General features: G+C 59.5%; 15 protein-coding genes. 5 read left to right on the forward strand and 10 right to left on the reverse strand.

Translation table 11 applies throughout. The annotated features are described in order from the left end of the window. Positions 1-16: 16 nt before the first annotated feature. The 7 genes from KF719_RS18120 to KF719_RS03825 form a co-directional block, all read right to left on the reverse strand. The gene (locus KF719_RS18120) at positions 17-388 is read right to left on the reverse strand and encodes an acyl-CoA dehydrogenase family protein (protein ID WP_363318005.1); all 372 of its coding nucleotides are present in this window, start codon (positions 386-388) and stop codon (positions 17-19) included. Continuing rightward, on the reverse strand, positions 388-1,221 hold the full coding sequence (locus tag KF719_RS03800; RefSeq protein WP_363318006.1) for an acyl-CoA dehydrogenase family protein: 834 nt from the start codon (positions 1,219-1,221) through the stop codon (positions 388-390). Before KF719_RS03800 ends, KF719_RS18120 begins: the two co-directional genes overlap by 1 nt. A 107-nt stretch (positions 1,222-1,328) precedes the next feature. Further along, a complete protein-coding gene (locus KF719_RS03805) occupies positions 1,329-2,414 on the reverse strand; it encodes an acyl-CoA dehydrogenase family protein (RefSeq protein ID WP_293507219.1) in 1,086 nt (361 codons plus the stop codon). 11 nt (positions 2,415-2,425) lie between these two features. Further along, positions 2,426-3,619 carry an acyl-CoA dehydrogenase family protein gene (locus tag KF719_RS03810; protein WP_293507220.1) on the reverse strand — a complete coding sequence of 398 codons (1,194 nt, stop codon included), beginning with the start codon at positions 3,617-3,619 and terminating at the stop codon, positions 2,426-2,428. 44 nt (positions 3,620-3,663) lie between these two features. Continuing rightward, positions 3,664-4,080 carry an OB-fold domain-containing protein gene (locus KF719_RS03815; protein ID WP_293507221.1) on the reverse strand — a complete coding sequence of 139 codons (417 nt, stop codon included), beginning with the start codon at positions 4,078-4,080 and terminating at the stop codon, positions 3,664-3,666. Between the two features lie 2 nt (positions 4,081-4,082). Next, positions 4,083-5,252, reverse strand: a complete 1,170-nt coding sequence (locus KF719_RS03820) for a transporter (protein WP_293507222.1) — start codon at positions 5,250-5,252, stop codon at positions 4,083-4,085. A gap of 90 nt (positions 5,253-5,342) precedes the next feature. Continuing rightward, positions 5,343-6,437, reverse strand: coding sequence for a zinc-binding dehydrogenase (locus KF719_RS03825; protein ID WP_293507223.1), 1,095 nt, complete (start codon positions 6,435-6,437; stop codon positions 5,343-5,345). A 146-nt stretch (positions 6,438-6,583) separates the two neighbouring features. Between KF719_RS03825 and KF719_RS03830 the strand changes: the two genes are divergently transcribed. From KF719_RS03830 to KF719_RS03845, 4 genes are all read left to right on the forward strand, one after another. Then, positions 6,584-7,153 carry a carboxymuconolactone decarboxylase family protein gene (locus KF719_RS03830; protein WP_293507225.1) on the forward strand — a complete coding sequence of 190 codons (570 nt, stop codon included), beginning with the start codon at positions 6,584-6,586 and terminating at the stop codon, positions 7,151-7,153. A 78-nt stretch (positions 7,154-7,231) separates the two neighbouring features. Further along, positions 7,232-8,041: a MaoC/PaaZ C-terminal domain-containing protein gene (locus tag KF719_RS03835; protein ID WP_293507226.1), complete on the forward strand. Its 810-nt coding sequence runs from the start codon at positions 7,232-7,234 to the stop codon at positions 8,039-8,041. Between the two features lie 18 nt (positions 8,042-8,059). After that, positions 8,060-10,105, forward strand: coding sequence for an NADPH-dependent 2,4-dienoyl-CoA reductase (locus tag KF719_RS03840; RefSeq protein WP_363318007.1), 2,046 nt, complete (start codon positions 8,060-8,062; stop codon positions 10,103-10,105). A gap of 58 nt (positions 10,106-10,163) precedes the next feature. Further along, a complete protein-coding gene (locus tag KF719_RS03845) occupies positions 10,164-11,003 on the forward strand; it encodes a helix-turn-helix domain-containing protein (protein ID WP_293507228.1) in 840 nt (279 codons plus the stop codon). Here KF719_RS03845 and KF719_RS03850 read toward each other — a convergent pair whose 3' ends face one another. From KF719_RS03850 to KF719_RS03860, 3 genes are read right to left on the reverse strand one after another with little or no spacing between them, the layout of a single operon-like run. Further along, positions 11,004-11,897 (reverse strand): alpha/beta hydrolase, encoded by an 894-nt coding sequence (locus tag KF719_RS03850; protein ID WP_293507230.1) that lies wholly within the window; start codon positions 11,895-11,897, stop codon positions 11,004-11,006. 15 nt (positions 11,898-11,912) lie between these two features. Further along, on the reverse strand, positions 11,913-13,595 hold the full coding sequence (locus KF719_RS03855; RefSeq protein WP_293507232.1) for an amidohydrolase family protein: 1,683 nt from the start codon (positions 13,593-13,595) through the stop codon (positions 11,913-11,915). A gap of 58 nt (positions 13,596-13,653) precedes the next feature. Then, positions 13,654-14,757, reverse strand: coding sequence for an amidohydrolase family protein (locus KF719_RS03860; RefSeq protein WP_293507233.1), 1,104 nt, complete (start codon positions 14,755-14,757; stop codon positions 13,654-13,656). A gap of 205 nt (positions 14,758-14,962) precedes the next feature. Here KF719_RS03860 and KF719_RS03865 point away from each other — a divergent pair, with 205 nt between their 5' ends. After that, positions 14,963-15,775, forward strand: a complete 813-nt coding sequence (locus tag KF719_RS03865) for an enoyl-CoA hydratase-related protein (RefSeq protein WP_293507235.1) — start codon at positions 14,963-14,965, stop codon at positions 15,773-15,775. The last annotated feature ends 20 nt before the right edge of the window (positions 15,776-15,795 follow it).

A 15,795-nucleotide genomic window follows, 5' to 3' on the forward strand; every position in this document is an offset into this window, starting at 1 on the left:
GAATTGTCCGCCGCTTTCAAAGATTCAGAATCGCCTTGGCGATGACGTCGTGTTGAATCTCATTCGATCCACCATAGATGCTCGCGGCGCGGCCATAGCCGTAATCCGCCCACACGTTCCGCGTATGGGCGGGGCCTATATCCCGTGCGTTGACGCCGCCAGGCAGGGCTCCTTGCCCGAACGGTTCGATATAATAGCCGGCGGCTTCGACAGCGAGTTCGCCCAAAGCCTGCTGAACCTCGCTTCCGACGATCTTCAGCAGGGACGATTGCGGTCCAACCGCCTTTCCCGCCGCCGCATCGGCGAGAATCCGCAGATTCATGTATTCGAGACTGGTGAGCTTGACTTCTATCTCCGCGAGTTTGCGCTGGAACGCGGGATCGTCCATCAACGCCCCCCCATCCGCGTTCCGTTCCGCTCCGCTCGTGCTATCGCCTTGATATGCGCAGCCTTCTTCCTGGACTCGGGGACGCCGCCGATACTCGTTCTCTCTTGGACAAGCAGGTACTTGGCGTAGGTCCAACCCTTGTTTTCCTCGCCTATGAGATTTTGCACCGGCACCTTGACGTCGGTAAAAAACACTTCGTTGAGATGGTGCAGACCGGCGATCGAGATGATCGGACGCACTTCGATACCGGGTGTCCTCATGTCGATGAGCAGGAAGGAAATCCCTTCCTGCCGCTTGGCGCTCTGTTCGGTGCGTACCAGGCAGAAAATCCAGTCAGCCTCATGCGCATAGGACGTCCATATTTTCTGGCCGTTGACGACGTAATGATCGCCGTCGCGCACCGCCATCGTTTTAAGCGAAGCGAGATCGGAACCGGCGCCCGGTTCGGAATAGCCCTGGCACCACCAGACGTCGCCCGAAAGTATGCCCTGCAAGTGGCGGCTCTTCTGTTCGGCGTTGCCGAAGGTGTAGATCACCGGGCCAACCATGGTCAGCCCGAAAGGCATCAAACGCGGTGCATTGGCTCTGGCGATTTCCTCGTTGAATATAAACCGCTGCGTCGCGTTCCATCCCGTGCCGCCATACGCCTCGGGCCAAGCGGGCGCGGCCCAGCCTTTTTCGTAAAGCGTCTTGTGCCAGAGCTTGACCACGCTTTTGTCGGTCATCACACCCAGGGCCGGCGAATCCGCGCATTCCGGCGGAAGATTCGCCGCGATAAACCCGCGAGCCTCGTCGCGAAATGCCTCATCCTCCGGTGTGAAGTCGATATTCATGCGTATCTTCTTATTGCCGGGCCGGTGGAAATATTCCCGCGCCGCTGTGTGTCGCGGCAACACGCATCGACAGCTGGATCTATGCTTCCCAATATCCAGGTCGCGATCTAGGCAGCCCAGCCCTGCAAGCGCGCGGCTTCAAGACGAACCAACTCCGGCCCGCCCAGCAACTGCCGGTCGAGCCCAATCCGCTTGAACCAGTAATGCAGGCCCAGCAAATCGGTGAAGCCCATGCCGCCATGAACCTCCGTTGCGGTGCGCGCGACGAAGCGGCCCACTTCCGACAGGTGGCTCTTGGCATGACATGCCATGAGGCGCGCGTCGCCGGGCACTTCATCCAGCGCATGGGCCGCATACCACACCAGCGAACGCGATGGTTCGAGAGCGGCCGCCATCTCGGCGCAGAGGTGCTTCACGGCCTGAAACGACCCGATCACACGGCCGAACTGCTTGCGCTCTCCCGCATAAGCCACCGCCTTTTCGAGCATCATCTGACCCGCGCCGAGAGTGTCGGCTGCAAACATGACCCTGCCGGCATCTATCATCCGCGCTACCGCGTCGGCGCTGGATCGTGGCAAGGGCTCAGCCGCAACCCGATCGAAGACAAGCTCGCCAACCGATCGGGTCTTGTCGATGGTGTTGAGCGCCCGCCGCGACAACCCCTTCGCATCGGGCAGAACGAGATGGAGTCCATGGTCGCTGTCGGCCACGATGTAGAAATCGGCCTCAGCCCAGTCGATCACGAAGAGGGACTTGCCCGTGAGCTTTCCATTCAGGGCTTTCACGCCCGCATCTTCGCGGATGCCGATTTTTTCCGTGATGGCCACGCCTGCGACAATCTCACCCGCAGCGATCTTCGGAAGCCACTTTTCCTGTTGAGCCTCGCTGCCGGCGAGCATCAGCGCGAGCGGCGCCATGACGGTGGTCCCGAGAAAGGGCAGAGGCGCCACATGCCGTCCGATCATCTCGTAAACGATCGCCGCATCGAGAAACCCCAGACCCATGCCGCCAAAATCTTCCGGGATCAGCATTCCGGGGATGCCCAGCTCGCTGGCGCCCGCCCACAGGGACCGCTGAACGGTATGCGTGTTTCCGGCGGCAAGGCGCACCTTGTCGAGCGGCGCATTCTGTTCGAGAAAACGGCGGACGCTGTCCTGCAACAGACGCTGCTCTTCCGACAATGCAAATTCCATCGGATGAATTCCTATTTTGCCAGCTTCGGTTCGCGCGGCATACCGAGCCCACGTTCCGAAATAATGTTTTTCTGAATCTGCGCCGTGCCGCCGCCGATGATGAGCCCAAGCTGAAACATGTACCCCCACTGCCACGAGCCGTGACTGCGCAGATAGGGGCTGTCGTCGTAAAGAACGCCAAACTCTCCCATGACGTCGATCGCGAGCGCCGATATTTGATGGGTAAGTTCGCAGGATTGAAGCTTCACGATCAGACGCGCCAAGCCGGGGTCCTCACCCCTGCTCGCGCTGGTCAGCAGCCGGAGCCCATTGAACTTCATGGCGGCAAGTTCCGCCTGAAGCCTTATCAGGCGGTCCCGGAAAATCGGATTGTCGATGGCCCGCTGCCCGTCGACGGTCTCCTCGCGCATCAGATCGACAAGGGCCTGGAACCTTGTTTCCATGGCGGCCGGATCGCCCAGCATTCCGCGCTCGTATTTCAGCGTTGCGTTGGCGACGAGCCATCCCTGCCCGCGCTGGCCGACGATCTGCGTCTTCGGTACGCGCACATCCGTGAAGAAGACTTCATTGAATTCGGCGTGGCCCGTCATGGTAGTGAGCGGACGGACTTCGATGCCCGGCGTCTTCATCGAGAAGATCAGATAAGAAATGCCTTCATGCTTGGGTTTATCGGGCTCCGTGCGCACCAGACAGAAAATCATGTCCGCCTCGTGCGCGGTGCTGGTCCATATCTTCTGGCCGTTGATGACGAAATCGTCGCCATCTTCAGTCGCCTTGGTCTGAAGGCTGGCGAGGTCCGAACCTGAACCCGGCTCGGAATATCCCTGGCACCAGACCACCTCGCCGCGAAGCGTCGGCTTCACCCATTTTTTCTTTTGCTCCTCGGTGCCAAGTTCCAGAAGCGTCGGCACCAGCATGGAGATACCCTGGTTCTGCAACGCAGAAGGTACACGAGCGCTGGAAAATTCCTCCGCGATGATACGCGATTCCAGAATGTCCGGCTTTGCGCCATAGCCGCCATAGTCTTTCGGAATCGTCCGCGCCGCATAGCCGTGCTGGATCAACAGTTGCTGCCAGGAACAGGCTTCGGGAGACGGGCGCCCGGCGGCGCCAAGGCCCCTCGGCGCCTGATCCTTGTGTTTTGTCAGGAACGCCCTGACTTCTTCCCGGAAAGCCTCGTATTTGGGGCCGTATGCCAGATCCATTCCAGATCTCCGATGCGTCGATGGCGATTGGCTCTACTTTTATTTCAGGCAGGCTTGAAACACGGAAGCTTGAATCCGTCGCCGATGTCCTTGAAGACAAGGGTCACAGGCATGTCGAGTTTCACCGCCTCCGGGTCGCAGTCAAGCAAGCGCGTCGCCATGCGGACGCCTTCGTCCAATTCCACGACCGCAGCTATATAGGGAACGTCGCGGGCGAAAGCCGGATGAAAGGGCTGGTAGGTCACCGTCCAGGAAAAAATGCGGCCGCGCCCGCCGCTCGGCTTCCACTCGTAATTCGGCGAGCTACATTTTGCGCACATGTAACGCGGCAGGAACCGCCATGTATCGCAATAGCTGCATTGTTGAAAACGCAGGACGCCGTCCTGGCAAAGCTTCCAGAATTCCGCGTCGACCGGATCGACAGTCGCGGGCTGAGGATATTTCGGTTGCTGAATTTCCATTCTTACCTCCTCAAAATCGCGAGGCTGCCATCGCCCAGATCACCCCATCCGGTCACGAGTCCGATTTCAGCATCCGGAATTTGCCGCTTGCCCGCATCTCCGCGCAATTGGCGTGTCGCCTCAAGTACATGATTGAGGCCCCACACATGCGCCTCGCTCAAAAGACCGCCATGCGTATTGAGCGGAAAATTGCCGCCGAGTTCGATCTGTCCATCCTTGACGAAATCGAGTGCGCCGCCCGGCTCGAAATAGCCCAGGGCTTCGAGTTGCAGTAGCACGACATAGGTGAAGCAGTCATAGACCTGCAGAAAGTCCATGTCCTTCGGCGTCACACCGGCCATGGCGAAAGCGCGCGGCGCGGCATAGCTCAAACCGATCTTGAAGGGGTCCGGCCGCGACGGAATATCGTCGGCAGGATAAGGATGGCCCTCGGCCGCGCCGGAGATATAGACTGGCCTGTGAGGCAAGTCCTTCGCCCGCTCGGCGCTCGTCACCACGACGGCGCAGGCCCCATCCGTTTCGAGACAGCAATCGAATAAACGGAACGGGGAGGACACCATGCGCGACCGCATGTAGTCATCCATCGTCATCGGTTGGCCGCAGGTCAGGGCGCGGTCGTTGAGCTGGGCATGCTTGCGGCATGCCATCGCGATCCAACCCGTCGCCTCGGGGCTGACGTTGTAAAGTTTCGAGTGCCGCGTCGCGAGCCAGGCATACATCTGCACCGGCAACAGAACGCCATAGGGAAGATAGTAACCCCGGATGGTCGAAGTCAGCGTGTTCATATTCATCGGCCGGCTTGGCGGCATCCCCGCCTTGGGACGCAGCGCCGAGTAACCATTCCAGCCGAGTGTGACCAGCACGTTGTCGCAGACGCCGGAGGCCACGGCCATGGCGGCATTCTGCAACGCCGTGGTCGGGCTCGCGCCTCCCATGTTGACCGTCGAGGCATATCGCAGCACATCGACGCCGAGGTTGGCGGCCAATTCCTCCGACGTTGTATAGACGGGCGGCGGAACCATGCCGTCAATGTCCCTAGGCTTCAGCCCCGCATCCGCGATGGCCCGCCTGGCGGCATCGAGCATCATGGCCACGGCCGTCTGGTCCGATCCCTTTACATAACCGGTCTCGCCAATCCCGACGATCGCGGCCTTGTCACTGAAATTCTTCACGAATCTGCCCTCATCGTCCTTGTTCCCCGCACGCGGCTTTTTCGATGAGCGGCCGCCGGCCTTCCATTTGAAAAATATCCTGTGGACTGATCAGGTCACCGGAATGAGACATGAATGGACGGATTCCTGTCCCTCGATCTGGCGCGCCAGCATCTTGATCGCCAGTTCAGCTTCCTCAAGCTCGAAATTATGAGTATGCATGAGTTCAAGAGGATATTTGCGGCGCTCGATCATCTCGATCGCCTTCTTGTATCCCGACGACGTAACGCCGATTGCGCCTTTGATGGTGATTTCCTTCATGACGATAAGGTCGGACACGAAGTCGGAGACAGGCTTAAATCCCTTGACGCCGGCAAGGACGACCGTTCCGCCCATACGCACACAATCCAGCGCATCACGAACCGGCTGAGTCGCGTAGGACGTGACTTCAACGATGACGTCCGCGCCCTTTCCGTTTGTCAGCGCCCGCACGCGATCGACAACATTTTCGTTCTGCACATCGATGATGTGATCGGCGCCAAGAGCGAGCGCCATCTGGAGCTTGTTTGAATCGGCCGCAAGTCCTGTGACTATGATCTTTCCCGCGCCGGCTTCACGCGCGGCAACGACGCTCGCGAGCCCGCGCTGTCCGGGCCCAAAAATCAAAACGGTATCGCCAACCTGCGTCTGCGGAATCTCCACCGCCCAGCGAAAGCCTGCGCCCAGCGGATTGAACATGACCGCCAGCTCCGCCGGAAGGTTCTTGTCCATCTTGTGAAGGATCGTGTTGGGCGCGAGATACATATATTGCGAATAGGCGCCCCAGAGACCCGGCGCCTCCGTAAGCGGAATATACGAGTAGATCTGGCGGCGGTCGCAGAGGTGATAATGTCCGCCGACACAGGTGTCGCAGCAATGGCATGACAGCATCGTCTCGATGGCGACCCGGTCGCCGACATCGACACCCCAACGCCTGGCAGCCTTGTCGCCGATCGCCTCGATGATTCCGAGAGGTTCATGCCCCGGAATCACCGGCATCGGAGTCCGCAAGGCCCCTTCGTATTGTTCGTAATCGCTGCCGCAAATGCCGCAAGCTTCGATACGGAGGATAGCGCTGTCGTCGGCGATCTGGGGGATGGGCAAATCGCGGGCTTCGAGTTTGCGCGGAGCCGTCTGCACCATCGCCATCGATTTTTTCGGCAACATTTTCAACTCCCCGTTTCGTGTCGGCACCGACAATGCGTCGATAACACATATATATTTTTTAACGCTTGTATGTGTTATACAGGTTCAAAAGCAAGATGCGAAGACCTAAACTTCCGGCTTCGCCAAATTTGGGAGGATTAAAAATAATGGCTGACGAAATACCCAGGGTTCCCCTGCTGTCTGTGGCGGATGCGGCAGCCGCGGCAGCGAAAGCCGGCATATCCGAACAAATGGCGCCACTCAGCGTCTTCCGGGTTTTGCTCCGACATCCCGATGTAGCGCGCGAGCTTGCTTCGACGCTGACCACCCTGCTTTTCCAGGGCAACAAGCTCGATGCGAGACTGCGGGAACTCATCATCATGCGCATCGGCTGGAAAACGAAATCGCTCTATGAATGGACGCAGCATTGGCGGGTCGCCCGTATGCTGGACATTCCGGAAGCGGATCTGGTCGCGACGCGTGACTGGAAAAATGCCTCCTGCCTGTCCGACGCCGACCGCGCCATTCTCGCCGCGACCGACGAGACGCTCGACGGCGGCATGATTTCGGACGCCACCTGGGCCGCATGTGCGGCGCACCTGAAAACGGCCGAAGAGCGTATCGAACTGGTTGTCGCCATCGGCAACTGGACGCTTTTCTCGCAACTGCTCAAGAGCCTGAAAATCCCGCTTGAGGATGGCGTCGTCGCCTGGCCGCCGGATGGCAAGAAGCCTTGAGCGGAGGAGAAATAACAATTCAAGAGCAGGATCGGGACAATGAGCGGAAAAAAAGCGATTTCAAAGGATCTGGTCGGCATGACGTTTCCGGCCGTCGACGTGGAGTGGTCTGACAAGGACACGATACTCTATGCACTTGGCGTCGGCGCTCGTCCCGCCGACGGGCTTGATTTCATTTACGAAGGCCGGGGACCGAAAGTTTTGCCGACTTACGCCGTCATCCCCGGCGGGCGAGGGCTCGCCGGGCTGATGAGCGGCGTCGAGATGAAGTTGGAAATGCTGCTGCATGGCGAGCAATCCGTCGAGTTGCTGCGTCCCTTGCCCTCATCGGCCAAGATCAAGATAACGGGACGTGTTTCCGAGGTTTGGGACAAAGGCAAGGCGGCCGTCATCGGGGTTGAGAGCACGGGTTCCGACGAGAAAGGACCCCTCTTCAAAACTCATGCGACGCTATTTGTGCGCGGTGCCGGCGGATTCGGCGGAGAGCGCGGGCCGTCAGGTGTCGACTCGGCACCGCCGGCCCGGACGCCTGACGCCGTCGTCGAGGACGTGACGCGCCCCGAGCAAGGGGCAATCTACCGCCTCTCGGGTGACCGCAATCCGATCCACATCGATCCGGATTTCGCCAAGTTGGGCGGCTTTGAAAAGCCCTTTGTTCACGGGCTTTGCACATATGGCTTCGTCGGCCGCGCGGTCCTGAGCGAGCTTTGCGGCAACGACCCCGCCCGCTTCAAATCTCTCAGCGGGCGCTTTGCCGCTCAGGTCCATTTCGGCGACACCATAATAACGAAAATGTGGAAAGCGGGCGACGGCATCGCTATCGTGCAGGCCGAAACCCAAAACGGAAACGTCGTCCTGTCTCAGGCAAGGGCGACATACAAGTCCTGACGGACGGAATTGGTCAAAGTGAGAAAAATCTCAAACCACTTTGCTCATCTGCTTGAGCCGCTCGATCTGGGGTTTACGACACTCAGAAATCGCGTGTTGATGGGATCGATGCACACCGGCCTCGAAGAGATGCCGGACGGCTTCGAGCGGCAGGCCAGGTTCTTCGCAACACGCGCGAAGGGCGGTGTCGGAATTCTTGTCACCGGCGGCATTTCGCCGAACAGGGCGGGAAGGCTCGCGGAGCGCGCGTCGGTCATGACTGAAGACCTTGTTGAAGGTCATCGTGTGATTACGCGCGCCGTCCACGACGAAGGCGGGAAGATCGTTCTCCAGCTCCTGCATGCTGGCCGCTACGGCCGGCACACGGAACTGGTGGCGCCCTCCGCAGTCAGATCCCGCATCAACCCGCTTGTGCCCCGCGCCCTGAGCGATGAGGAAATCCTTCAGACTATCGAGGATTTCGGCACCGCCGCGGCGCTCGCCCGCGAAGCCGGATACGACGGCGTTGAAATCATGGGTTCGGAGGGCTATTTTCTCAATCAGTTCACTGCGGCGCGTACAAATCAGCGCACAGACGACTGGGGCGGTTCGGCTGAGAACCGGCGACGCTTGCCGGTTGAGGTCGTGAGGCATGTCCGCAAGCATTGCGGCCTGGACTTCATTGTCGTCTACCGGATATCCGTCCTCGATCTCGTCGAGGGGGGAAATTCCTGGCCGGACGTCGCCGCCCTTGCAAAAAATGTCGAGGGGGCCGGAGCGAACATCCTCAACACCGGCATAGGCTGGCATGAATCGCGTGTGCCGACGATCGCTCATATGGTGCCACGCGGAGCTTTCACTTGGGCGATCAAGCGGCTCAAGGCGGAAGTCGCGATACCTGTGGTCGCTTCCAACCGGATCAATACGCCGGAGCAGGCGGAGCAACTGATTGCGGACGGACAGGCCGACATGGTTTCGCTCGCGCGTCCGCTATTGGCCGATCCCGATTTTGTCGCGAAAACGGCATCAGGCGCATCGTCGAACATCAATACTTGCATCGGCTGCAATCAGGCCTGCCTCGACAATGCCTTCACCGGACGGCTGACAACCTGCATGGTCAATCCTGCGGCATGCCGGGAAGTTGAATTCAAGATCGCGCCAGCAGCGAGAGGAAAGCATATCGCGGTCCTTGGCGCCGGCCCGGCGGGCCTTGCCTGCGCGGTGACGTCGGCCGAACGCGGCCACAAGGTGGCGCTATTCGAAGCCGACATCGAAATCGGCGGTCAGTTCAATCTGGCACGACGGATTCCCGGCAAGGAGGACTATGCCGAGACCATCCGTTATTTCAGGAACCGGCTCGACGAACTGGGTATCAAGGTTCGTTGCGGCCGGCCGGCTTCGCTCGCCGATCTGGAGAGCGGAGGATTTGACGAAATCGTCGTCGCAACCGGCGTTCGCCCACGCCGTCTCGACATTCCGGGTGCGGATCACCCGTCGGTCCTGACCTACATCGAGGCAATCACGAACCCCGCACACGTCGGCGCCGAGGTTGCCATTATCGGTGCCGGCGGCATCGGCTTCGACGTGGCGGCGCTCCTCTCGCACCCGCATGGCGCGCACGATCCGTCACAGCCCGACATCGAGAGATTTTCCTCCGAGTGGGGAATTGATTTGAGTTATACGCAACCGGGCGCATTGCTGGCCGCCAATCATCAATGGCCGTCCGTCCGCAAGGTTCATCTTCTCCAACGCAAGGCGCGCGACAGTTTCGGCGCTGGCCTGAGCAAGACGCGGGGATGGGCAAACTTCCTGGAGGTGATGTTCCGCGGCGTTACGATGACCGGCGATGTAACCTATCTGAAAATCGACGACGCCGGGCTCCACATCGAAGCAGGCGGCAAACCGCAGACGTTGAAAGTCGACACGATTGTCGTCTGTGCCGGGCAGGAATCGGCGGACGACGCGTTGTCGTTCGCACGGTCCCTGGGCAAACCCGTTCATGCAATCGGCGGCGTCGACAAGCCGCAGCAACTTGATGCGGTCAGGGCGATCGAGGACGGCACGCGCCTCGCGCTCTCTCTTTGAGGAAACAAATGAAAAAACGAGGGCGCGGCAAGAGACCATATGAAATCAGAGTTGTCGCATGAACACTAACATCCTCAAATCCGAACTACCCTCGGCGGCAACGGTAAAATCCGCGACCCGCGTTCTGGAGATTTTCGAGTATTTCGACGAAGTCAGACGCCCGGTGACGATTCAAGACGTGGCGCAGGCGCTGAGCTATCCTCATTCCAGCACCGCAGCTCTTCTGAAGAGCCTTGTCAGCCTCGGTTATCTGGAGCACGACGACCGGGGCAGGACTTTTTTTCCGAGCATCCGGATATCTCTGCTGGGAAACTGGGTGGAGGCCGAGGCGTTACCGATCCGGAATGTTCAGCGCCTTATGAGACGGCTTTCGGCCGATACGAAGTGCACGATCATCCTTGCTGCGCGTCTGGGAGACCATGCTCAATATATAAAGGTGATTCAAGGCACGTCGCCCATCCGCTTTCATGTCAAGCCAAGCACCAGGCGAATGCTCGCTTTTTCGACGATTGGCCGCGTTCTGCTCAGCGAACTTCCCTTGCTCGAAGCGAGACGTTTGATTCAGGACGCCCTTGCCGCCATGCCGGAGCGGCGGGCATCGACGCAGGAGATCGAAGATGAACTGCAAAGAATCAGAAAACGCGGCTTCGCGCTTTACAGCGATCTCGTGACTCCGGGGGCCACCATGCTGGCGATGCCCATTCCGACGGGTCCGTCCGGACGTCCGGTCGCCATCGGAATAGCCGCTCCCAAAGAGTATTTTCGCAGTCGCAAACAAACATTCACAGAGTTATTGAAAAACGCCATCGCCGAGCACATTTCACAAAACGGTCAAAGCCCTAAGGAGACCCTCGGCGACGTGGACCAGCTCGAAGGCGACGATGATATAGCGCCGTAGTCATCCGAGCTTTGTATTCAGGAAGCCGGCCATCTCGTCGATCGCCGCCCGGCCTTCGCTCAAGACCGGCGCAAACCAGTGCCAGACATGAATCATGTTCGGCCAGACATGGAGATCGGCGGATACGCCGGCTTCTTTCAATCTATCGGCCAGTAAATGGCTATCCGAAAGCAAAACCTCCGAACTGCCGACCTGAATCAGGAATGGCGGCAATCCCTTGAGATCGGCGTATACTGGCGATGCTAGAGGCATCCTGCGCGGGGTTGAAGTACCCAGATAGGCCGCCGTCCATAGCTCAAGATCGGCATGGCGCACCATCGGGTCCACATTCGCCTTCGCGCCGTAAGATGCGCCTTTGTTTTCAAGATTGGCCCAAGGCGAAATACAAACGGCTGCGGCCGGAAGTCTGAAACCGGCATCGCGCGCCGCAAGAAGCGTGGCGACCGTCAGACCGCCGCCAGCCGAATCTCCCGCCACGGCGAGCTTCGCCGGATCGACACCCGTCTCGATTAACCAGCGATAAGAAGCAAGTGCATCGTCGACCGCAGCCGGAAATGGATGCTCTGGCGACCGTCTGTAGTCGATCAGCAGAACCCGGCCATTCAGGGCAAGAGCTATATGCGCCGCAAGATGGCGATGCGAGTCGAGAGAACCAAGCGCATAGCCTCCTCCATGCAGATAGAGCAAAACTCGCTTGCCGGCGCCGGCAGCCGGCGCCAGCCATTCGCCGGGAACCCCGCCGGCGGAAACCGGCGTGACTGTCACGCCTTCGGGAAGACCGAATGCTTTTCCGGCCTCGTCATACGAGGTACGAAAATCCTCAAGAGAACGAGCCTCCTCGGTCACAAGGCCCGTAAGCAGCTGACGAACGACAGCAAGTTCCTCAAGACTCATTTTTGCACGCCCTCCTCAGGCCGCCGCGCCATGTCGCAACAGGCGGCCTGGCAAACGACCTTCGGCGCCCAACACGTCGACGCCATTGCGCCGGACCAATGTCCCGTTGACGACGACGGCCGAAATGCCCGAAGCATCGGAAATCAGCCGGTCTTCGCCAGCAGGCAGGTCGTAGACTCTGCGAAGGGAACTTGCGCCAACCGTTTCGGCGTCGAAGATCAGGACATCGGCGGGCATTCCCACAGCAAGGCGACCGCGATCCTTGATGCCGAACACCTCGGCGGGCCGCGATGTCAGCATCCGCACCGCCTCCTCCAGCGTCAAGACGTTCTTTTCACGGACCCATCTCCCGAGAAGATGGGTGGAAAAACACGCATCGCAGAGTTGGCTCGCATGCGCGCCCGCGTCCGAGAGGCCAAGCACCGTGCAGGAATCGCGCAGCAACGTTGCCACCTCATCTTCGTCCGCGTTCGCGACAGGCAGACGGAACCGCGCTTGCAGATCGCTTTGAATCGAAAGATCAAGCGCAAGATCGATCGAGTTGCATCCTAGTTCTGCGGCTACGTCGCTCACCAGCCGTTCCCCGAACTCCGGCCGATCCGGACAATGAGCGATGACCGCTTTGTCCCATGCATTGAGCATCGGGCCACGCATCGCGTCCCGGAATCCCGACCGGAAAGAGTTGTCGGCGTAAAGCCTCAGTTTTTCCGCGCGGTCGGCTTTGTTCACCGGCGCGAAGACCGGCATGCTCTGGAACAGAAACGGCTGTTCGAATCGAAATTCAAAATTGAGCGGCCTGCAGGTGACCTGCGGAAATACTGCGTAGCCAGCCGATTGAAGTTCGTTTGAGCGTGCCAACTGCTCCGCTGCCGAGCCGACATTCAGCACACCGCCACCGCCCAGCAACGCCGTCCAACTGACATGGCGGCCGGAAACGCGGTTCAATTCCGCGAATTCGTCGAACGACAACTCCTTGCCGACGGTGGCCTGTATCACGCCTTCGCCCGCCTCCCCCAGCGCCGACGCGATCTCCCGTATCTCGCTGAACTCCGCCAGCCGGCTTGGAACCGGCCGCCCCTCATAGCCTACATGCGTCGGCGATTTCGAAGTCGCATAGCCGAGCGCGCCTGCCTCCAGTCCTTCACGCATGATGCCCTTCATGCGCCTGACCTCGTCCGGCCGCGCCGCCCGTTCGGTGGATTCAGGTCCGAGGGCATAAAGGCGCAGCGGCGTATGCCCCAGAAGAACGGCCACGTTGATCAACGTACCCTTCTTTTCCACGACATCGAGATATTCGGGAAACGTCTCGAACCCCCAATCGTCGCCGAGACCGGCCTCAAGCGCCTTGACGCTCATGCCCTCGACATTCTCGAGCGTCCGCAGAATAAGGCTGCGGTGCTCCTTGCGCGTCGGTGCGATGCCGAAGCCGCAATTGCCCACCACGACCGTCGTCACACCGTGCCACGGCGAGATCGACAGCTTCCTGTCCCAAAGAAGTTGCGCATCGTAATGCGTATGGATGTCGACGATGCCGGGAGCAACCACCTGCCCCCGGGCATCGATAGTCGTCCTCGCGCCGGCGGGGGCGTGTCCCATAGCCACAATTTTGCCGTCGATAATACCGACGTCTCCGGCATAACCCGGAGAGCCGGTGCCGTCCACGATGAATCCGCCCACGATCTTCAGGTCGTAGTCCATGAAAACGCTCTTTCTATGAATCGCAAATCATCAAGCCAGCACGTCCGTATACGGAGCGTCAAACGGCAAGCTTGTAGAGTTCCGCGACGTTGTCGTGGCATATCCAGTTGCGTTCCTGCACACTCAGATCCTTCGTGTGCTCTTCGAGCATCGCTTGCGACCAGGGCCAGGTCGAATCCGAATGCGGGAAGTCGTTTGCCCACATCAGGCGGCGAACGTTGCACATATCCTTCATTCTGAAGGCAACCCAGTCGTCCTGGAACGTCACATAGATGTTGTCGCTGAAATATTCGCTCGGCATGCGCTTGAGCGGCGGCGCCTTCATCCAGTAGCGATGACGCTTGTAGGCATGGTCCATGCGATACATGTAGTGCGGAACCCAGCCCGCATCGGCCTCGACGCAGACAAGCTTGAGGTTGGGGAAGCGATCGAAGACGCCGCCGAATATGAAGGTACCCATCACGTCCTGGCAGCCGCGAATGATCGACAGGAAGCCGTTGATACGCGGTCCCCGGACCTGACCCGAAAGACTGTCCGATTTGCCGGTCAGGATGTGGAACGAGAGCGGCATGTCGCACTCGACAGCGGTCGCCCAGACCTTGTCGTATACAGCCGAATCATAGTCCTCGACGGCGGGGTTTCCGGGCATCATCACGCCCTTGAAGCCCATCTCCTTCGCATGCCTGATCTCCGCAACGCCATCTTCCGGCGATCGCATGGAAACCTGCGCAAGACCGTAAAGACGGTCAGGCGCCTCCGCGCAGTATTCCTGCAGCCAACGATTATAAGCGTCGAAGCAGGCTTTCTTGTAGTCGAAGTCGGGATGGTTGCAGATCACCATTCCGACCGTTGGATAGATGAATTCGGCCGCAACGCCGTCCTTCTCCTGGTCCGCGACGCGGAACTTGGCGTTCCAGCCGCTCTTCCATAGATCTTCGAAAGCGACGCCCTCTGTCGTGATCTCCGCCGGATCCTTGCCGGCGGCGGCCACCAGCCCCATTGGAACCGGAGACCCCATGCCATCGACGATGAAAGCGTCGCCGACCTTGTCGATCCGCTTGATGCGCGGCGCGCGATCGCGGAATTTGGGATCAATGTAGTCAACATAGCAATGCGGAGGTTCGGTGATGTGCGAGTCCGCGGATATGGGCTTCTTGATCATTGGCTCTCCTTGATCATTGGCTCTCCTTGATCATTGGCTCTCCTTGATCATTGGCTCTCCCCATGTCGCATCTGGCTTCGAGGCCGCGACTTCTAATTAGGCAATCCCTGATCATGAATCTTCGCTGGCCGCGCAGCCCGAGTCCAGATAAATTTACATCCGTGCGACAATCAACACATATGTATTATCTGGAGGAGACGCGAACATGACGACGGAACCGGCCCTGCTCGAAAAAAGGGGGCATATCGCCTTGATCACTCTCAGCCGCCCGGAAGCGCACAATTCGTTCAGTCCGGAAATGCTGGTCAGGCTTGCCGGTCATTGGGAAGAGGTGCGCGACGATGTGAATATCCGCGTCGCTATCGTCACCGGCGCCGGAGACAAGGCGTTTTGCTCGGGCGCGGATCTCGGTCAGCTCATCCCGCTCATAAATGGCGCACGCAAACCGCAAAACGAATGGGACCGGAAAATTCTGGATGACCCGAATATCCTGGCCAAGGGCTTGTTGCGCACATTCGATGTGACCAAGCCGGTCATCGCCGCGATCAACGGCTTTGCCGTCGCGGGCGGAATGGAGCTGGCGCAAGGAACTGACATGCGTATCGCCGCGGATACCGCAAAGCTCGGTGTGCAGGAAGTCAAATGGGCGATTTTTCCGGGCGGCGGCTCAACGGTGCGCCTTCCGCGCCAGATACCTTATGCAAGGGCGATGGAACTGTTGCTCACCGGCGATCTGATCAGCGCACAGGAAGCCTACGATCTGGGATTCCTGAATCGCGTCGTTCCCCAGAAGCAGGTGCTCGACGCGGCATTCGAACTCGCGGAGAAGATCGCCGCGAATGGGCCAATCGCCGTTCAGGCGATTCGTAAATCCGCCCGCGAATGCCTGGGACGTCCTGAGAACGAGGCGATGGGTATGGAGTCGCGTTTTGCAGCGCCCGTGTTCAAGACCGAGGATGCGCGCGAGGGACCCAAGGCGTTCATGGAGAAGCGCAAGCCTAACTATATAGGCCGCTGAAACAAGAAACCGAAATCGCT

Origin of the sequence: Parvibaculum sp., assembly GCF_019635935.1 — a bacterium.
Taxonomy (GTDB): Bacteria; Pseudomonadota; Alphaproteobacteria; order Parvibaculales; family Parvibaculaceae; genus Parvibaculum.